18 protein-coding genes are annotated in these 19,963 nt (G+C 43.6%); 15 read left to right on the forward strand and 3 right to left on the reverse strand.

Annotated features, from left to right (window positions below):
* Window positions 1-60: 60 nt before the first annotated feature.
* The 14 genes from R2B77_RS02505 (at window position 61) to R2B77_RS02570 (ending at window position 17,548) form a co-directional block, all read left to right on the forward strand.
* Window positions 61-438, forward strand: coding sequence for a PilZ domain-containing protein (locus R2B77_RS02505; RefSeq protein WP_203245968.1), 378 nt, complete (start codon window positions 61-63; stop codon window positions 436-438).
* Window positions 439-545: 107 nt separating this feature from the next.
* On the forward strand, window positions 546-1,112 hold the full coding sequence (gene hpf, locus R2B77_RS02510; RefSeq protein ID WP_203245969.1) for a ribosome hibernation-promoting factor, HPF/YfiA family: 567 nt from the start codon (window positions 546-548) through the stop codon (window positions 1,110-1,112).
* Between the two features lie 450 nt (window positions 1,113-1,562).
* On the forward strand, window positions 1,563-2,009 hold the full coding sequence (locus R2B77_RS02515) for a hypothetical protein (RefSeq protein ID WP_322555629.1): 447 nt from the start codon (window positions 1,563-1,565) through the stop codon (window positions 2,007-2,009).
* A 1,161-nt stretch (window positions 2,010-3,170) separates the two neighbouring features.
* A complete protein-coding gene (gene secA / locus R2B77_RS02520) occupies window positions 3,171-5,678 on the forward strand; it encodes a preprotein translocase subunit SecA (RefSeq protein ID WP_203245970.1) in 2,508 nt (835 codons plus the stop codon).
* Window positions 5,679-5,714: 36 nt separating this feature from the next.
* A protein-coding gene (prfB, locus tag R2B77_RS02525) for a peptide chain release factor 2 (protein WP_212391128.1) occupies window positions 5,715-6,816 on the forward strand; the annotation gives its coding sequence in 2 pieces (ribosomal slippage) (window positions 5,715-5,786 and window positions 5,788-6,816; 1,101 coding nt in all).
* Between the two features lie 503 nt (window positions 6,817-7,319).
* On the forward strand, window positions 7,320-7,646 hold the full coding sequence (cccB, locus tag R2B77_RS02530; RefSeq protein WP_203245971.1) for a cytochrome c551: 327 nt from the start codon (window positions 7,320-7,322) through the stop codon (window positions 7,644-7,646).
* A 332-nt stretch (window positions 7,647-7,978) separates the two neighbouring features.
* Window positions 7,979-8,665: a cell division ATP-binding protein FtsE gene (gene ftsE / locus R2B77_RS02535; protein WP_203245972.1), complete on the forward strand. Its 687-nt coding sequence runs from the start codon at window positions 7,979-7,981 to the stop codon at window positions 8,663-8,665.
* The gene (gene ftsX / locus R2B77_RS02540; RefSeq protein WP_203245973.1) at window positions 8,655-9,539 is read left to right on the forward strand and encodes a permease-like cell division protein FtsX; all 885 of its coding nucleotides are present in this window, start codon (window positions 8,655-8,657) and stop codon (window positions 9,537-9,539) included. The genes ftsE and ftsX overlap by 11 nt, the downstream gene beginning before the upstream one ends.
* A 53-nt stretch (window positions 9,540-9,592) precedes the next feature.
* On the forward strand, window positions 9,593-10,882 hold the full coding sequence (locus R2B77_RS02545) for a murein hydrolase activator EnvC family protein (RefSeq protein ID WP_212391129.1): 1,290 nt from the start codon (window positions 9,593-9,595) through the stop codon (window positions 10,880-10,882).
* A 424-nt stretch (window positions 10,883-11,306) separates the two neighbouring features.
* A complete protein-coding gene (locus R2B77_RS02550) occupies window positions 11,307-11,927 on the forward strand; it encodes a hypothetical protein (protein ID WP_203245975.1) in 621 nt (206 codons plus the stop codon).
* Entirely contained in the window at window positions 11,920-12,486 is a 567-nt protein-coding gene (locus R2B77_RS02555; protein WP_203245976.1) for a peroxiredoxin family protein, read from the forward strand. Before R2B77_RS02550 ends, R2B77_RS02555 begins: the two co-directional genes overlap by 8 nt.
* A 202-nt stretch (window positions 12,487-12,688) precedes the next feature.
* Window positions 12,689-14,128 carry a S41 family peptidase gene (locus R2B77_RS02560; protein ID WP_203245977.1) on the forward strand — a complete coding sequence of 480 codons (1,440 nt, stop codon included), beginning with the start codon at window positions 12,689-12,691 and terminating at the stop codon, window positions 14,126-14,128.
* 1,953 nt (window positions 14,129-16,081) lie between these two features.
* On the forward strand, window positions 16,082-17,269 hold the full coding sequence (locus R2B77_RS02565; protein WP_203245978.1) for a PDZ domain-containing protein: 1,188 nt from the start codon (window positions 16,082-16,084) through the stop codon (window positions 17,267-17,269).
* A 27-nt stretch (window positions 17,270-17,296) separates the two neighbouring features.
* A complete protein-coding gene (locus tag R2B77_RS02570) occupies window positions 17,297-17,548 on the forward strand; it encodes a CsbA family protein (protein WP_203245979.1) in 252 nt (83 codons plus the stop codon).
* A 77-nt stretch (window positions 17,549-17,625) separates the two neighbouring features.
* Here the strand turns inward: R2B77_RS02570 and R2B77_RS02575 are convergent, their stop codons facing one another.
* The gene (locus tag R2B77_RS02575) at window positions 17,626-17,934 is read right to left on the reverse strand and encodes an AzlD domain-containing protein (protein WP_203245980.1); all 309 of its coding nucleotides are present in this window, start codon (window positions 17,932-17,934) and stop codon (window positions 17,626-17,628) included.
* Window positions 17,934-18,650: an AzlC family ABC transporter permease gene (locus tag R2B77_RS02580; protein ID WP_203245981.1), complete on the reverse strand. Its 717-nt coding sequence runs from the start codon at window positions 18,648-18,650 to the stop codon at window positions 17,934-17,936. The genes R2B77_RS02575 and R2B77_RS02580 overlap by 1 nt, the downstream gene beginning before the upstream one ends.
* A 160-nt stretch (window positions 18,651-18,810) precedes the next feature.
* On the opposite strand from R2B77_RS02580, the gene R2B77_RS02585 reads away from it, so the two are divergent.
* Window positions 18,811-19,449 carry a TVP38/TMEM64 family protein gene (locus R2B77_RS02585; protein ID WP_203245982.1) on the forward strand — a complete coding sequence of 213 codons (639 nt, stop codon included), beginning with the start codon at window positions 18,811-18,813 and terminating at the stop codon, window positions 19,447-19,449.
* A gap of 30 nt (window positions 19,450-19,479) precedes the next feature.
* Here R2B77_RS02585 and R2B77_RS02590 read toward each other — a convergent pair whose 3' ends face one another.
* Window positions 19,480-19,962, reverse strand: coding sequence for a DUF1641 domain-containing protein (locus R2B77_RS02590; RefSeq protein WP_203245983.1), 483 nt, complete (start codon window positions 19,960-19,962; stop codon window positions 19,480-19,482).
* Window position 19,963 lies beyond the last annotated feature (1 nt).

Below are 19,963 nucleotides of genomic sequence, written 5' to 3' on the forward strand. Positions count from 1 at the left end.
AATGTCCATCTGGTATACTGGAGGAAATTAGTCGCGGTGCGATGGAACGGAGTGTGTGGGATGCTTTATAAACGCCATGAGTATTTCAGGTATACCTTTGGTCAGCCGCTTGAGGGCGAATTTCGAATTGTAGTAGAGGATAAGCAAGGGCGAGAATCAAGTCCTGGCCACTGTCAGCTTGTTGACATTAGCCCAGGCGGTGCAAAGCTTTTTGCTAAGTTTAATATTCCAGTAGAAAATGGAACAGTTCATTTGCGTATTAAATTTAAGTTGCTTGAAGAGACGAGGGAAGTTTCAGGTGTAATTGTCTGGAGAAAGCCATTTAAAGACGGCTATTTATATGGCTATGATTTTGATGAGGATGCTGAGCTTGAAAATATCATTGTGGAAGAACTTAAATTACGTAGGCGCTCTGAAATGAATTTAGATGAGGTTTGAAAAAACGTCACAATTCGACAAAAATAAAAAATAAATAATGTTTCTAGAAGGACTTTAAAGGGAAGATGTAGAAGAGTACTATATGGTCAACTAAAGGAGGAGTTCATATGTTAAACTTCAACATCCGCGGTGAAAATATTGAGGTGACTCCGGCGATTCGTGAACACGTCGAGAAGAAAGTCCAAAAACTCGAAAGGTATTTCACAGAAGGCACAGATGCAGCAGCTAATGTGAATATGAAAGTGTACAATGATAAGCAAACAAAAGTGGAAGTCACAATTCCAATGAAAAACTTGACACTTCGTGCTGAAGAACGCCATAACGATCTATATGCAGCCGTTGACTTAATCGTAGATAAGCTCGAGCGTCAAATTCGCAAATACAAAACAAAAGTAAACCGCAAGTTCCGCGAACGCGAAGGCGTTGCTGCATTTTTTGCATCCGTTAATAAGAGCGACGATAGAAATGGCGATGCAGCTGTTGAAGAAGACAACGCATTCCCAATCGTTCGTACAAAGCAATTCGATTTGAAGCCGATGGACCAAGAAGAAGCCATCCTGCAAATGAATATGCTGGGCCACAATTTCTTCATCTTCACAGATGCAGAATCGGACGGCACACATATCGTTTATAAACGTAAAGACGGCAAATACGGTTTAATCGAAACAAATTAATCCATTGAATAACTTGAACCCCTAAGTGAATGCGCTTAGGGGGTTTTGCTGTCTATAAGGGGAATGGAAGGCTGCGGGTGGAGGTTGTACACTTTGCGTGTTATGTTGTACGCTCTCTCGCTTTAGTTGGAGGCTTTGCTGTTAATGTTGGAGAGTTCCCCCGATGTTGTACACTTTGCGTGTTTTGTTGCACGCTTTCTCATTTTTGTTGGAGAGCTTGCCGTTAATGTTGGAGAGTTCCCCCGATGTTGTACACTTTACGTGTTTTGTTGTACGCTCTCTCGCTTTAGTAGGAGGTTTTGTTGTTAATGTTGGCGAGTTGCCAGATGTTGTACACTTGCCCGCTTTAGTTGGAGAGCTTGCCGTTAATGTCGGAGAGTTCCCCCGATGTTGTACACTTTACGTGTATTGATGTACGCTCTCTCGCTTTAGTTGGAGGCTTTGCTGTTAATGTTGGAGAGGTCCCCCGATGTTGTACACTTTACGTGTATTGATGTACGCTCTCTCGCTTTAGTTGGAGGTTTTGTTGTTAATGTTGGAGAGTTGCCAGATGTTGTACACTTTCCCGCTTTAGTTGGAGAGCTTGCCGTTAATGTTCGAGAGTTGCCCGATGTTGTAAACTTTGCGTGTTTTGTTGTACGCTCTCTCGCTTTAGTAGGAGGTTTTGTTGTTAATGTTGGCGAGTTGCCAGATGTTGTACACTTGCCCGCTTTAGTTGGAGAGCTTGCCGTTAAGGTTGGAGAGTTGCCCGATGTTGTACACTTTGCGGGTTTTGTTGTACGCTTTCTCACTTTAGTTGGAGGCTTTGCCGTTAATGTTGGAGAGTTTCCCCGATGTTGTACACTTTGCGTGTTTTGTTGTACGCTTTCTCACTTTAGTTGGAGACTTTGCCGTTAATGTTGGAGACTTTCCCCGATGTTGTACACTTTGCGTGCTTTGTTGTACACTTACACGCTTTAGTTGGAGACTTTGCCGTTAATGTTGGAGAGCTTCCCCGATGTTGTACACTTTGCGGGTTTTGTTGTACGCTTTCTCACTTTAGTTGGAGACTTTGCCGTTAATGTTGGAGAGCTTCCCCGATGTTGTACACTTTGCGGGTTTTGTTGTACGCTTTCTCACTTTAGTTGGAGACTTTGCCGTTAATGTTGGAGAGCTTCCCCGATGTTGTACACTTTGCGGGTTTTGTTGTACGCTTTCTCACTTTAGTTGGAGACTTTGCCGTTAATGTTGGAGACTTTCCCCGATGTTGTACACTTTGCGTGCTTTGTTGCACACTTTCTCACTTTAGTTGGAGGGTCTGCCATTAATGTTGGAGTGTTGCCCGGATGTTGTACTCTTTGCGTGCTTTGTTGCACACTTTCTCCCTTTAGTTGGAGGCTGTGCTGTTAATGTTGGAGAGGTACCCCGATGTTGTACACTATGCGTGCTTTGTTGCACACTTTCTCCCTTTAGTTGGAGGCTGTGCTGTTAATGTTGGAGAGGTACCCCGATGTTGTACACTATGCGTGCTTTGTTGCACACTTTCTCCCTTTAGTTGGAGGCTGTGCTGTTAATGTTGGAGAGGTACCCCGATGTTGTACACTATGCGTGCTTTGTTGCACACTTTCTCACTTTAGTTGGAGGGTTTGCCATTAATGTTGGAGAGTTGCCCGGATGTTGTACACTTTGCGTGCTTTCTTGCACACTTTCTCACTTTAGTTGGAGGCTTTGCTGTGAATGTTGGAGAGTTACCCCGATGTTGTACACTTTGCGTGCTTTCTTGCACACTTTCTCACTTTAGTTGGAGGCTTTGCTGTGAATGTTGGAGAGTTACCCCGATGGTGTACACTTTGCGTGTTTTGTTGTACGCTTTCTGGCTTTAGTTGGAGACTCCGTCAAAATGGTTGTACACTTCGAGCAAATGGTTGGAAACTCCGCCGAAATAATTTGACGCCACATCAATTTTTCACCCACTCCACCATGCTACGACAGATTTCTCTACACTTCGGACTAGACCATTTGCACCTAGCATTTTACAATGTTAAAATGAAGAGTGAACCTAATGAGGATGTGACCTAAATGCTTGGCGTATTGAATAAAGTGTTTGATATGAATAAACGAGATTTAAAACGTCTCGACAAGATTGCAGATAAGGTTGAACAGCTTGCTTCACAAATGGAGCAGCTAACGGATGACCAGCTCACTGCTAAGACAGATGAGTTTAAAGAGCGCTTTGTAAAAGGCGAAACGCTGGATGATCTTCAAGTGGAGGCATTTGCAGTCGTTCGTGAAGCGTCACGTCGTGTACTTGGCATGTATCCGTTCCGTGTGCAAATCATTGGAGCAGCTGCTTTACATGAAGGAAATATTGCTGAAATGAAAACTGGTGAAGGGAAAACGTTGACGTCTACACTGTCGATTTACTTAAACGCGCTTGCGGGTAAAGGTGCGCATGTCGTGACGGTGAACGAATACCTTGCCAGCCGTGATGCTGTGGAAATGGGACAGCTGTATGAGTTTCTTGGTATGTCGGTCGGTTTGAACTTGAATAGTTTATCGAAGGATGAAAAGCGTGAAGCGTACAGTGCAGATATTACGTATAGTACGAATAACGAGCTTGGCTTCGACTATTTACGTGATAATATGGTGCTTTACAATGAACATAAAGTGCAACGCCCGCTGTTTTACGCGGTTATAGATGAGGTTGACTCGATCTTAATTGACGAAGCGCGTACACCGCTTATTATTTCTGGACAGGCTGCGAAGGCGGCTGAGCTGTATCGTTTGGCGAATATGTTTACGAAAACGCTCAAGAATGAAGAAGATTATTCATATGATGAATCAACTAAAGGCGTTGTTTTAACGGAAAGTGGTATTGAAAAGGCGGAAAAAGCGTTTAGCATTGAAAACTTATTTGACTTGCAGCATGTAACGTTGAATCATGCGATCAACCAATCGTTGAAGGCACATGCAAGTATGCATAATGACATCGATTATGTTGTGCAGGAAGGCGAAGTTATCATTGTCGATTCATTCACAGGGCGTTTGATGAAAGGGCGTCGTTATAGCGATGGTCTGCACCAAGCAATTGAGGCGAAAGAAGGTCTCGAAGTCCAGAATGAGACGATGACGCTTGCAACGATTACATTCCAGAACTTCTTTAGAATGTATGAAAAGCTGTCGGGGATGACAGGTACAGCTAAAACGGAAGAAGAAGAATTCCGTAATATTTACAATATGAATGTTATTGCGATTCCTACAAATCGTCCGATTGCGCGGGACGACCGTGCGGATTTGATTTACGCCTCGATGGATGGTAAGTACAAAGCCGTTGCGGAGGACATTAAAGACCGCAATGCTAAAGGTCAGCCGGTGCTCGTTGGTACGGTTGCGATTGAAACGTCTGAAATTATTTCGAAGTACTTGACGAAGTTTGGTGTGAAGCATAATGTGTTGAATGCGAAAAACCATGGTCGTGAAGCTGAAATCATTTTGGAGGCGGGGCAAAAGGGCTCTGTGACAATTGCGACGAATATGGCTGGTCGTGGTACGGATATTAAATTAGGCGAAGGCGTGCAGGAGCTTGGTGGTCTTGCGGTTCTTGGTACGGAGCGACACGAGTCACGCCGTATTGATAATCAGCTGCGTGGTCGTTCAGGTCGTCAAGGCGACCCAGGTGTGACGCAGTTCTATTTATCACTTGAGGATGAATTAATGCGCCGTTTTGGTTCGGATCAAATGAAGTCGATGATGACGAAATTAGGGATGGACGATACAACGCCGATTCAGTCGAAAATGGTGTCGCGTTCGGTTGAGTCTGCGCAAAAACGGGTAGAGGGTAATAACTTCGATGCACGGAAACGTTTGCTTCAGTATGATGATGTGTTGCGTCAGCAGCGTGAAATCATTTACAAAGAGCGTAACGAAGTGTTGGAATCGGATAATATTCGTGATGTGCTGGAAAATATGTTGGCAAATATTGTCGACCAGTCCGTTGCGATGCATACGACAGAAGAGAAGCAGGAAGATTGGAATTTAAAAGGGCTTGAAGATTTCCTTGGTGCGAATTTATTGCCAGAGGATCGTTTGAAAGCTACTAATATGGCCGGCAAATCAGTGGAAGAGCTGACGGCATTGATTCAACAGGCAGTTACGGAGCGTTATGATGAAAAAGAGGCTGAAATGTCGGAAGAGCGTATGCGCGAATTCGAAAAAGTCGTCTTGTTGCGTGCCATTGACTCGAAATGGATGGATCATATCGATGCGATGGACCAATTACGTCATGGCATTCATTTACGTGCTTATGGGCAAACAGATCCGCTGCGTGAATATCAGTCGGAAGGCTTTGCGATGTTCGAGGAGATGCTGGCGTCGATTGAGTCAGATGCGTCTAAGTACGTCATGAAGGCAGAAATCCGTAATAATCTTGAGCGTGAAGAAGTTGTCAAAGCGCAGGCAGTCAATCCGAAAGAGGATGGCGAAAAAGTAACGAAGAAACCAGTGCGTCGTGCAGTAAACATCGGACGAAATGACCCATGTACTTGCGGTAGCGGGAAGAAGTATAAAAACTGCCACGGTAGAGCATAAGCGCCGGGCAACCCAAATTCAGGAGGAATAACAATGATGGAATTATCCGATGTACGTAATGAGCTAGACAAATCAGCTAAGAAATTAGCGGACTTTAGGGGGTCTCTTTGACTTAGAAAACAAAGAGGCACGTATTCAAGAGTTTGACGAAATTATGCTGGATCCACAATTCTGGAATGATCAGGACAGTGCGCAGAAAGTAATTTCAGAATCAAAGGCATTAAAAGACATTGTTGGCGATTACACAGAGCTGACTGACGAGCAGGAAAACTTGGAAATGACGCTTGAATTATTGCGCGAGGAATTCGATGCTGAAATGCAAGAAGACCTCGGAGCAGAATTGAAGGAATTTAAAACGAAGCTAGAGGCATTTGAATTACAAATGCTGTTAAGTGACGAATTCGATAAAAATAGTGCAGTTCTTGAACTTCATTCAGGCGCTGGTGGTACGGAGTCTCAGGACTGGGCATCTATGCTGCTGCGGATGTATACACGTTGGGCAGAGCATCGTGGTTTTAAAGTGGAGACACTCGATTACCAGGCGGGTGACGAAGCGGGCGTAAAGTCGGTGACGTTGTCCATTAAAGGGCATAATGCTTACGGCTATTTGAAAGCAGAAAAAGGTGTTCATCGCCTTGTTCGAATCTCGCCATTTGACTCATCTGGCCGCCGTCATACGTCATTTTCTTCTATTGAAGTCATGCCGGAGTTTGAAGGAGACGTTGATGTAGAAATCAAAATGGAAGATGTCAAAATTGATACGTACCGATCAAGTGGTGCGGGTGGTCAGCACGTCAATACGACGGATTCTGCTGTACGAATGACGCATATTCCAACGGGTGCGATTGTAACGTGTCAAACGGAACGTTCACAAATTAAGAACCGTGAGCGAGCGTTAAATTTATTGAAGGCAAAAATTTACCAAATTCGAATTGAAGAAGAGGAAGCACGTCTTCTCGAAATTCGAGGAGATCAAAAGGAAATCGGTTGGGGCAGTCAGATTCGCTCTTACGTTTTCCATCCGTATTCTATGGTAAAAGATCACCGGACGAGTGCGGAAACAGGCAATGTTGGTGCAGTGATGGACGGCGACATCGATTTATTCATCAATGCGTATTTACGTTCACGCATTTCATAAGAATTGTTAAAAAGAAAAGTACACTTTACGGTGTGCTTTTTCTTTGCAATCAATCGCGCCTAGGCGTGATTGCGTCCAGATTTTGAATTGCGCTTGCGCAATTGACTTCCTTCAAAATCTGTGACATCCGCCGGAGGCTTAACTTTATTCAGCAGAGGTTTGGCCCCTCACTGAATTTGAGGGCATATTTAGCATTCATCCTTCAACTTATAGAAGTGGAGGACTTCTGCTGGATTAAGTTAAAAAATGTTTGTTAAAGGGTTTAGAAATGCGGGAAAGGTGTATAGTAAGCGATAGAGGCGTAAAAGAGCATTTTACTATTGCGTAATAGGGAAAATAATCATGTTCACAAATTTGGAACAATTCGCGAAGCCTTGATATGGATGCGTTTTTCGTTAATTTAAGTTATAATTGATTTCTTGAAGCGCGGAAGTTTTTTGAATCCGCGGATAGTTTTGGTATACTTATATATGTAATATAACAATTAATGAAGGAGGAAGAAAATGAAGAGCAAACTTTTAGCAGTCATGTTCGGAGCGGTACTCGTCCTTGGCGCATGTGGTGGCGATAAAGCCGGCACAAGCACAGACACTGGTGGAACGACAGCAACTGCTGATGCAGAAGCAATCGTTAACAAAAGCTGTATCGCATGTCACGGCAGTAACCTTGAAGGACAAGGGAATGCGCCTGGAATAGCTGATATCGGTGCACGTATGTCTGAAGAGGAAATCCATACAGTCATTGAAAAAGGTCAAGGTAGCATGCCAGGTGGTCTTATCAAAGGTGAAGACGCTACAGCTGTAGCAAAATGGCTTGCCGAGAAAAAATAATATTAAAAATGAAACCGTTTGGGCTAAGCTTCATGCCTGAGCGGTTTTTTTATTTTTTCGCGGGATCGAATGTGTACTTACTTCAGAAAATTCACCTCCATTACAGATGATTTATAGAATAATAGATGATTATTCTTGTTTGGGTCGAATAAGGTAAAGGGGTAGTCCTTCAGTCACGATTTTTGTATATGAGAAAAGTACTTATATATACGATTATCAAGGTTTATTGGGAAGCGCAATTGAAACACAACTGTAATGCTTACATAGATTATTCATGTTATAATGGGCTTGTTGGTTAAAAAGAGGGAAATTTATTTTCAGGTGGTCTTAAGATGATTGTAATGAAAAATGTGTACAAAAAGTATCCCAATGGGGTTGTAGCTGCAAACGGCATTAATATTGAAATTGACAGAGGCGAATTCGTCTATGTGGTCGGACCGAGTGGAGCTGGAAAGTCGACATTCATCAAAATGATGTATCGTGAAGAGGCTTCTACAAGCGGTGACATTATAATTAACGGCATCAACCTTTCTACAATTCGCAACAAACGAGTGCCATATTTGCGTCGTCAAATTGGTGTTGTTTTCCAAGACTTCAAATTATTGCCGAAGTTAAATGTATATGAAAATGTCGCGTTTGCTCTTGAAGTGATTGAGGAGTCGCCCGCACAAATTAGAAAAAAAGTAAATGATGTCCTTGGACTTGTGGGATTAACTCAAAAGGCAAGAATGTTCCCTAATGAGTTATCAGGTGGAGAGCAGCAGCGCGTTTCAATTGCAAGATCAATTGTTAACGTTCCTAAAGTTGTTATTGCAGATGAACCGACAGGGAACTTGGATCCTGAAACATCATGGGAGATCATGAGGATTTTCGAACAAATCAATGCTCGCGGAACGACAATTGTCATGGCCACCCATAACAGGGAAATCGTAAATACCATTCGGCATCGTGTCATTGTTGTGGAAGGCGGACTTATCACCCGTGATGAATACGGAGGTGAGTACGGCTATGAAGGCTAGAACCTTAGGACGGCATTTACGTGAAAGCTTGAAAAGCCTACGTCGTAATAGCTGGATGACATTTGCTTCGGTGAGTGCTGTTACCGTTACACTATTACTAGTCGGTGTCTTTATCGTCATTATGATGAACTTAAATCAGCTGGCGGAAAATATTGAAAATGATGTAGAAATTAAGGTGGTAGCGGATCCGGCGGCAAATGAGGAAGCTGTGAAGGCGCTACAGAAAAAGGTAAGTGAAACAGAAGGTGTTTTGGAGGTTGTTTATTCATCGAAGGATGAAGAATTAGATAAGCTGATTCTATCTTTCGGTAAAGAACTAAACTTATATAAGCAAAGTAACCCACTTGGTGATGCTTTGTTTGTGAAGGCGAAGGACCCACAGCAAACCGCGGCGATTGCGGGGATAATTAATACATATGATTACGCATATGAAGTAGAGTACGGAGAAGGAAAAGTTGAAAAGCTATTCAGTATTCTGAATGCGAGTCGTAACGTTGGTCTTGTACTCATCTTGGCCTTGCTGTTCACAGCGATGTTCCTCATTTCGAATACGATTCGTATTACAATCGTAGCGCGAGGAAGAGAAATTGAGATTATGAAGTTAGTAGGAGCAACGAATAATTTTGTTCGTGTGCCATTTTTACTCGAAGGGATTTGGCTTGGTGTTCTAGGGGCAATTGTTCCGATGCTCATCATTTCGATTGCCTATTATAATCTTTTTGAATATTGGGAGCCAAGACTGCAAGGAGAGCTGTTTCAATTATTGAATACGATGCCGTTTATTTATCAATTGAATGGCTTGATTTTATTCATGGGAATTTTTATCGGTATTTGGGGTAGCTTTATGTCCGTCCGGAAGTTTCTTAGAGTGTAATTAATTCTAGTACGATTTCTTAGTTAGTGCGTGAAAGGGGAACGAAGACGTTGATGAGAACGAAATGGTTGATTTCGAATAGTATCGTCATTCTTTTGCTTTCCACGATGTTAGGTGGAGCGGCTGTTTTAGCAAGCCCGTTGAGTGATTTGAAACAAGAGAAAAAAGAAGCTGAGCAGAAGAAGAATGAATTGAATCAAGGTATAGAGCAAAAATCAGCGGAAATTAAAACAAACGTATCGACAATTGATAAAATCCTCAAACAAATTAGCGAGCTGAATAGTAAAATTGACAATACGAATACTAATATTAACCGTGTCATTAAACAAATCAATCAGACAACAGTTGAAATTGATGAGCTAAAAGCTTCCATCGTTGATCTTGAAAAGAAAATTGCCGAGCGTGATGCAGTTTTACGTGAACGCGTTCGTGCGATGCAAGTGAAAGGTGGAAAAGTGAACTATTTAGATGTGCTCCTTGGGGCAAATAGTTTTGCAGATTTCATCGACCGATTTTCGGCTGTCAATACATTGATGGAAGCGGATCGTAAAATCATGAAGCAGCAGGCAGAAGACGTTGAGCAGCTGGAAAATGAGAAGGCACTTGTCGAACAAAAGCTTGCGCAACAGGAAGTTGCTAAAGCTGAGCTTGAAGGTTTGAAGGCATCTCTGTTAACGCAGAAAAAGGATAAGGACAAGCTGATCGATCAGTTAGAAATCGAGCAGGCCGAGTTAGAGGATGAAAAGGATCATCTTGAAATGGAGCTTGATGAAGTTGTTGAGGTAGAGGAAGAGCTTCAGCGTCAAATTGCAGTAGAACAAAAAAGAATTGCTGAAATTGCACGTAAGGCAGCAGAAAAGAAAGCTGCTGAAGAGCGCGCAAGACGAGAAGCGGCCAAAAATAATGCAAGTCAAAGCATCCCTTCTGTATCGAGTGGTAGTTGGACAAGACCGGCTAATGGTCGGTTCACATCGTCATTCGGTTGGCGTTCACTTGGTGGGATAAGCCGCCAACACCGTGGTGTAGATATTGCCAATTCGGTTGGAACATCAATCGTGTCTGCCGCTGATGGAGTTGTTTCATATGCCGGTTCGCTAGGCACATATGGAAATCTAGTGATGGTGACACATTATCTTGAAGGTCAGACGTTTACAACTGTCTATGCGCATTTATCTTCTATCGGAGTGAGTGTTGGTACGCAAGTTGATAAAGGACAATATATCGCTGCAATGGGGAATACCGGTCGTTCAACTGGCCCTCACTTGCATTTCGAAATCCACGTAGGCAACTGGACAGCAAGTGGTCCAAGTGCAGTCAATCCACTACGTTATGTATCGTTCTAATCATTTGTTAAAAAGGTCCGTCTACAGTCGACGGGCCTTTTTGTGTGTTAGGATTTTGAGTGGGGGTAGACGAGTTTGCCTGGGGTAGCTCAGTTTGCCATCGAGGTAGTTGAGTTCGTCGTCGGGGTAGCCCAGTTTGGGAATGTGGTAGTCGAGTTTCCTCGAGGTAGCTTAGTTTAGCGAAAAGGTAGTCCAGTTCGCAGCCGGGGTAGCCCAGTTTGTGAATGAGGTAGTCGAGTTTTCCCGAGGTAGCTCAGTTTGACAAAAAGGTAGTCCAGTTCGCAGTCGAGGTAGCCCAGTTTGCGAATGAGGTAGTTGAGTTCCCCCGAGGTAGCCCAGTTTCCCATTTTGGGCAAAAAAGTCGCCTTCATATCTCATATCCGCTAGCATAGAGGATATACATAGTAGAAGGAGACAGTCGATAATGCCTGTGACAGATTATTTTACAATCGTCAATACATCCGTCCCGTCTTCTTGGATTGCACTCATTGTGGCGTTCGTTGTCGCATATAGTGCAATCCGGATTCGTTATGGAAAAAAGTATGCAGAAATTTTGTCAGATGCGTTTTTTTATCTAATTATTGTGTGGAAATTAAGTGTCCTCCTTACTGATTTTAGTTCGGTAATCCGCTCACCGCTCTCGTTGATTTATTTCGATGGAGGTGTTGTTGGTTTTTATCTCGGCCTGGTGTTTGTTGCAGGAAAAATTTTATGGGACAGTAAAAAGAAACGGCTGACTGCAAAGGGAATTCAAGCTCTTCTGACGGGTGCAGTTGTTGTGCAGGCAGTGTATCAGGTGATGATGGTTTTATTGAATGACGGAGAGTTAGTTGTGCAGGTCGTGACCGTTGTCGCATTTGTATTGTTTGTGATTGTTTATTGGATGAAAGGTGATGGATCACTTCCATTCATAGGGTTGTTCGTGGCGGTTCATGTCTTTGTTGCTGTATGGCAGCCAGCTGGACTTCTCGATACGCCATTTATAACCACTTTACTAATAGGTCTTTTTTTCATGGTGTTAGATCGGAGGAACAGATATGAATAAGAAAATAATTGGCTATTTGATCACAGTGCTACTTATTGGCTCGATGGTAGTGCTGATGATAAAGTCGAATTTAGAGAAGACGGAACCGATTGAGAATTACCTCGCCGGCTCGGAGGAAATGCCTGGATTGAAAAAGGGAACGACGCCACCTGACTTTGAACTTACGACGCTGGCAGGGGACGTTGTGAAACTTTCCGATTTGAAAGGTAAAAAAGTCGTATTGAACTTTTGGGCATCGTGGTGTGGACCATGTAAGGTAGAAATGCCGCATATGGAAAAGTATTATAAGAAAAACAAGGACAAAGAAAATGTTGAATTTCTGGCGGTGAATTTGACAACTGGCGAGAAGAGGGGCATTGAAGGCGTCGAGCAATTCGTTGACGCTTATGGATTAACCTTTCCGATACCAATGGATTTTGATGGGACTGTTATGAAGCAATATGAGGTCATGACGATACCTACGACTTATATGATTGGGACAGATGGAATCATCGCCTTTAAAAAGGTCGGACCGATGGATGAAAAAATGTTGAAGGCACTTATAGATAATTTGAACTAAATTCAACGGGGTTCAAAACCCAAAAGCTGATGCTTCGCTTTCGGTACAAATATATTTGCTGAATGAAGTTAAGCCTCCCAGCGGATGTCATAAACCTGGACGCAATCACAACGAGGCGTGATTGATTTGAAGAAAGCCGGTTCTCTCTGTCGTAATGTACCTTTTCCGTTCATATAGTGGACGGAGGAGGGGACATTGCATAATGCAAAGAAGCCGGTTTTTGCTATTCGTAATTTTAGTTGTGATGTTGCTCGGCTTATTTTTAATACTAGATGGCTGTGCGGCGAATAACGAGCAAGGGACGGGTACGGCAAGTACGTTCCCGGTAATTGATGAGGCGCTGGATGTGATTAAGGACAAAGGGGTTTATCCGGTTGAACAGGAGTTGCTGATTGAAGGGGCGCTGCGTGGCATGGCCGATGTGATTGGCGATCCGTATTCGACCTATTTAACGCAGGAAGAGGCGGCTGCGCATAAGGAATCGCTTGCAGGTGAACGGATTGGTATCGGTGCCGAAGTGACAAGGTCGAATGGGAAATTCATTATCGTTGCGCCAATGAAAGGTTCACCTTCTGAGAAAGCAGGCTTGCAGCCTTATGATGAAATTGTTCAGATTGACGGAGAGCGCTTGGACGGAAAATCGTTGCAGGACGTGGTGCAGCGTATTAGGGGTAAGCGAGGAACGACGGTGACGATGACTATTTACAGACCAGACTTGAATAAACATCTTGAAGTGCCAGTCATGCGTGATGCGATTGCTGTAAAGACAGTGTCAGCAGAAGTGATGGAAATGCGTGGCAAAAAGATTGGTTACATATCACTGACGAAATTTGCTGAAGAAAGTGCAAAAGAGTGGGAGAAGGCGACCAATAAGCTTATTAGTGAAGGTGCGCAGTCGTTAATAATTGATGTACGTGGCAATCCGGGAGGGTATTTGCATACGGTCGGTGACATCGCGGGTAGTTTATTACCGGAGGATACGGTTTTTGCCTTCATGCAAGATGCGAAAGGGGCGTTGACGCCACTTGTGACAGAGGCATCGGAGAAATATACCTATGATGAAAAGCTGAAGAAAATGCCTGTCGTATTGCTACAGGATAAAGGGAGTGCCTCGGCGAGTGAAGTACTGAGCGGGGCGTTGAAGGATTTGAAAAGGGGCTATATTATGGGTGTGACAAGTTTTGGAAAGGGAACCGTCCAAGATATTACGGAATTGTCGAATGGCGGAGAGATGAAGCTATCAACACATAAATGGCTTACACCCAAGGAAAGCTGGATTCATGGCAAAGGAGTGAAAACGGATCTTGAGGTTGCCCAAAAAGCGTTGTTTAGCGAGCATATCCGACTCGTCGCGGAAGTTTATAATGACGGCGATTACCATGATAATGTCGCGTATGGACAGCGTTTACTCGAGGGACTTGGTTATACTGTTGGACGACAAGACGGTTATTTTGACGAGTCAACAGCTCGAGCGGTCCATGCGTTTCGCGTCGATTCGAAAGTGAAAGCAGCTGAAAGCATGGATCGCATCTTCTTTACTGCGCTGAAAGGGCAAGTGGAGGCGTTCCGAGACGATCGCGAAAATGATGAACAGCTACAAATGGCGCTTGGTTATATGCACCATAAGATGAATGAGAAGTGAAAGCGGGGCTCCTGGCGATGTGCTGGGAGCTTTTTTGGTAGGGAGAGTATGCTGAGGGGTTGGGCTTGCTCTGACGGTTTGTCTGCTTACTCTTATGGTTCACGAGTTAACTCTGACAGTTTGCCCACTTACTCTTACAGTTACGGCATTAACTCTTACAGTTCGGCATTACTCTTATAGTTCACGAGTTAACTCTGATAGTTTGCCAGCTTACTCTTACAGTTATGGCATTAACTCTTACAGTTCAGCTTTACTCTTATAGTTCAGGGGTTAACTCTGACAGTCTGCTAGCTTACTCTTACAGTTACGGCAGTAACTCTTACAGTTCGGCATTACTCTTATAGTTCACGAGTTAACTCTGACAGTTTGCCCACTTACTCTTACAGTTACGGCAGTAACTCTTACAGTTCGGCATTACTCTTATAGTTCACGAGTTAACTCTGACAGTTTGCCCACTTACTCTTACAGTTACGGCAGTAACTCTTACAGTTCGGCATTACTCTTATAGTTCAGGGGTTAACTCTGACAGTTCGCTAGCTTACTCTTACAGTTATGGCATTAACTTGTACAGTTTGGCATTACTCTTATAGTTCAGGGGTTAACTCTGACAGTCTGCTAGCTTACTCTTACAGTTACGGCATTAACTCTGACAGTTCGCCGGTTTACTCTTACAGTTCAGCTTTAGTCTTATAGTTCAGGGGTTAAGTCTGACAGTCTGCTAGCTTACTCTTACAGTTCCGGCATTAACTCTGACAGTTCAGCTTTACTCTTATAGTTCAGGGGTTAAGTCTGACAGTCTGCTAGCTTACTCTTACAGTTCCGGCATTAACTCTGACAGTTCAGCTTTACTCTTATAGTTCAGGGGTTAAGTCTGACAGTCTGCTAGCTTACTCTTACAGTTCCGGCATTAACTCTGACAGTTCAGCTTTACTCTTATAGTTCAGGGGTTAAGTCTGACAGTCTGCTAGCTTACTCTTACAGTTATGGCATTAACTTGTACAGTTTGGCATTACTCTTATAGTTCAGGGGTTAACTCTGACAGTCTGCTAGCTTACTCTTACAGTTACGGCATTAACTCTGACAGTTCGCCGGTTTACTCTTACAGTTCAGCTTTACTCTTATAGTTCAGGGGTTAACTCTGACAGTTCGCTAGCTTACTCTTACAGTTATGGCATTAACTTGTACAGTTTGGCATTACTCTTATAGTTCAGGGGTTAACTCTGACAGTCTGCTAGCTTACTCTTACAGTTACGGCATTAACTCTGACAGTTCGCCGGTTTACTCTTACAGTTCAGCTTTACTCTTATAGTTCAGGGGTTAACTCTGACAGTTCGCTAGCTTACTCTTACAGTTATGGCATTAACTTGTACAGTTTGGCATTACTCTTATAGTTCGCGAGTTAACTCTGACAGTCTGCCAGCTTACTCTTACAGTTACGGTATTAACTCTTACAGTTCACGAGTTAACTCTGACAGTTTGCCGGTATACTCTTACAGTTATGGCATTAACTCTGACAGTTCAGCTTTACTCTTATAGTTCAGGGGTTAACTCTGACAGTTCGCTAGCTTACTCTTACAGTTATGGCATTAACTCTGACAGTTCAGCTTTACTCTTACAGTTCACAGGATTACTCTGACAGTTTACCGACTTACTCATACAGTTCTCCCGTTCTCCCTTACAGTTTCCGATATAGCCCTTACAGTTGGCAAAATAGCCATTAGAGTTCGACAAATAGCCCCTATAGTTTGCCTTCGCCATTACAGTTCACCTATTCTCCCTTACAGTTCCCGAAATAGCCATTACAGTTAGCAAAATAGCCATTACAGATCGGAAAATCACCCTGACAGTTTCCCAATCCCCCTTGACACTTGCCCTCCTTCTGATAGTTTCCAAGATTCTTTTACATTTCCTCTCATTATTTTGATACAATGAGAGGAAATGAGGTTGTGGAAGATGGGATGGTGGCGGTTCGTGTCCGAGAATATATTGGTTGATGTATTACAGGCGGTTGCACTATTTTTCTTAAATCCTTTACTCCTAGTGACACTTCTAGTTGCTGTTGCTTTAGGGTATTTTCGTGTGAAGCGCGAGCGTCGTAGTTTTAAGGTGCGTTTATTGCCTGGCTTGACTGAGCTGAAGCGATTGTTGGCGGAGTCGTGGTTATATGCGCTTTTGTTGTCGATTATTATTTCGGTGGCTGGCTTGCTCGTTGATCCAGGGTGGCTTGTACTGTTTACGGCGGCATCGCTTATTGGACTTGTTTCATTTTATTATAAAATAACTTCACCTATCTATTTTGCAGCAACGGCTTTTTTCGCCCTTTATTTTATTGGGAAATATGCTGGGACATTTACATTTAGGGGCTGGAGTCCGGGACACGTCGATTTGTTTGGTGAGCTGGCGATTACGATTCCTGTCATTGCTGGCTTGTTGCTTGTGGCGGAGGGGCTTCTCATTGGTCGTTCGACTACGAAATATGCATCACCTTATTTAATGGAGACGAATCGCGGGCTGCGGGCGGCGGTATTTAAGGCGAAACGACTTTGGTTGTTGCCGATTGTATTTGTGATTCCTGGGGATATGATTTCGGCTTATCTCCCGTATTGGCCTCAGTTTACACTTGGAGAAAAGGCGTTCAGCTTTATTCCACTTCCGGTTATCATCGGATTTTCGCAAGTGGCGCGCTCGATGTACTCAGATGTTTTATTGCCAAAAGTGGGTCGTGCGGTTGGTTGGGCAGGTATTATTGTGATTGGTATAGGTTTAACGGCGATATGGATGCCGATATTAGGATGGGTGGCGCTGTTAATTGGCGTAGGTTGCCGAATTACGATTTCCATTTTATTTTCTATTCGTGAACGTCAGGGAGGATTTGCAGCTAGTCCCCATCCTACTGGTGTTGTGATTGCAGGTATATTACCAGATTCTCCTGGGGAGAAGATGGGTTTAGTAGTTGGGGAATGTATTCGCTCTGTGAATGGTATTCAAGTGAGCAATGAAAAAGAGCTGTATGACGCGATTCAGATCAATGCAGCGCATTGTCGTATGCAGGTGGTCGATCGGAACGGAGAAGTGCGGCTGATGCAGCAAGTCATTTACAGACATGATCATCATCGCCTTGGCCTTCTCGTTGTGCGATAAACCTGTATGCTGGAAGGAATGTGTGACATGGATTCATTTGAAACGAAATTGTTGCTAGCCTTTTTGCTGCCTGGGCTTCTTGTCATTTTCTTTACACGTGTGACTTTTCACCATGTCGTCGGTCTAATATTGACGGTTGCGCTAATTGCTGCTTCGGTCTATGCAGGCTATACGCATAATTGGCTGTTATATGTGGCAGACGCGCTGTCGTTAACGGTAGGCTTCTGGTATGCAACACGTATGGTGAATAAAGCCCGGCAACATACCGAGGATGAATAAAATGCGAGACCGCTTCTTTTCGGAGGAGTGGTCTCGTATTTTATTCATCAAAAAAAGGACCGCATTTAAGCAGTCCCTTACATAAACAAACTATAAACAGCAAGTACGCCAATCGTACCGAGCACGACGGACATGACGCCGCCTCCCAAAATCGCAATCAAAAATGCAACCCCGGCACCAATGACGCCAAATAAAATATTGCCCTCCTGCACGAATAACACGGCGGGGAAGATGAGTGCACCGAGGACTGCGTATGGAATATTACGCAAAACGCCTGATACGATGGGGGGCAATTCCTTACCATCTAAAAATGTCAACGGAATCATACGAGGTATGTATGTTACAAGTGCCATGCCGAACAGCATCCACCAATAAGTTGGTCCCATTAAGCTTCCTCCTTTTGGCTATACATAGTGGCTTTACCGAGTCGAGCATAGACAATTTCGATTAAAATAGAAGAAACTAATGTTGCGATTAAAATGGACCATCCGGTTGATACACCCGTGACATACAGCAAACAGTGGGTAACTGCTGCTATGCCTGCCAGCATGACGACTTTGCGGTTGCCTTTCATGGAAGGGACGAGCAGGCCGATAAACATCGCATAGAGCGCGATGGACATGGCGGCTTGTAAAAATTGCGGCAGGTTAGCCCCGATGACATGACCGATAGCGGTAAAAATGACCCAGCTTCCATAGGCGATGAGCGCGACACCAAATGCAAAGGCGGTCGGGATTCTGCCTTTTTTACTTGTTGCAAGGACAGAAAATGATTCATCCGTAATGCCGAAAGCATAGATAGATTTAATCCATTTTTTCGCGGGCTGCATCTTTTCATTAAGCGAAGCCGTCATAAGAAAGTGTCGAATGTTGACGACGAAGGTATTCATGATGATTAATAATGGATCGACTCCATATGTAATCAAGCTGAGCGACATATATTGCGCTGCGCCCGCATAAACGAAAATGCTCATCGCTGTTGCTTCGACGATGGACAACCCTGCTGTTTTCGCAAGAAGTCCAAATGTGAGGGCAACGGGGAAGTAGCCAATAGCGATACTTGTACCGGCTTTTAATCCGGCTGAAAAATGGTTATTCTCCATATTGTCACATCTTTCTAAAGGTTTCCTGTGATTATACTATAATTCCGTGCTTTAATGGGTATATATAAGAGAATTCTAAATTAAAGACATCTTATTTATTTATAAGTAAAATTGGATAGAATGATTGGTGTAGAATTAAGTGTTTTGGGAGGTGTTTGGGATGAATGAATGGCTAGATGTAGATAAAATTGTAGAATTGGCGCAGCATTACAAGGCGTTAGGGCCGTTCATTGGACTTTTATTGCCATTCATCGAGTCATTTTTGCCGTTCCTGCCCTTGTTTGTTTTCGTTTTTGCAAATGCAACCGCGTATGGTCTTTGGTATGGATTTATTTTGTCATGGGCTGGGGCGGTAGTCGGATCGTATGCAGTATTTCTAATTATCCGGAAATATGGTCGGAATCGACTATTACAATTTTTGACGAAAAAACCACGGGTCCAAAAATTAATTAGATGGGTGGATGGGCATGGATTTGGCCCACTGTTTCTATTGATTTGTTTTCCGTTTACACCATCTGCACTTGTCAATCTCGTTGCGGCTCTATCCAATATGAAGAAAACATATTATTTGGTAACGCTAATGGCGGGGAAATTGGTAATGATTTTCACGATTAGTTTCATTGGCTATGATTTAAAAGCGCTGTTAACGCAGCCGGATCGGACGGTTATTGTTGTGCTGACGATTGTGTTACTATGGCTTCTTGGCAAAGGCTTTGAAAAGCGCTTGAATGCAAAGGTTGAAGCCGATTTTCGTGCAGTGGCAAGTCGTGGGGAGCAAAAAAGCGAAGCGCCTAAATGAGGCTGCTCCGCTTTTTCTACTATTTAGGGACTATGCTTTCCCTAGCTCCTTCCCCATTCCCTTCAAGAAATCGAGTCCAAATTTAGCGGCGCGATTAATATCCGGGTCGTTCAAGGCTGTCATCAGCTGATAGATGCTTAGTTTTTCTCCGTTACCACTGTAGAGCTCGGCTTCGTCGAGTCCTTTTTTAATGCCGTTTGCGAGTTTTTCTGTGATGGCAGGGTCGATGGACGATAGGGCTCCGGATGCTTTTAATACATGGTTAATAAGATTTGTGACTGGTTCTCGTGAAGCCTGTGTGACTGCGATTTGTGCTAGATTTTCCTTCGCTTTGACCATTGCCTGTAATGCATCGAAAATGCCCGCGTCATCTAGCTCGCCTGTAATCGCAAGGATTTTTTGAAGCGCTTCGTCTTGTTCGGCAATGAATGACTGGAGCTCTGTCAGTTTCTGCTGTTTGATATCTTCGGGTGACAACTCATTTTTATGAATCGTCGTAATTGGTATCGCCATC

The organism is Sporosarcina beigongshangi, assembly GCF_033485195.1.
In the GTDB taxonomy this organism is placed as follows: domain Bacteria; phylum Bacillota; class Bacilli; order Bacillales_A; family Planococcaceae; genus Sporosarcina; species Sporosarcina beigongshangi.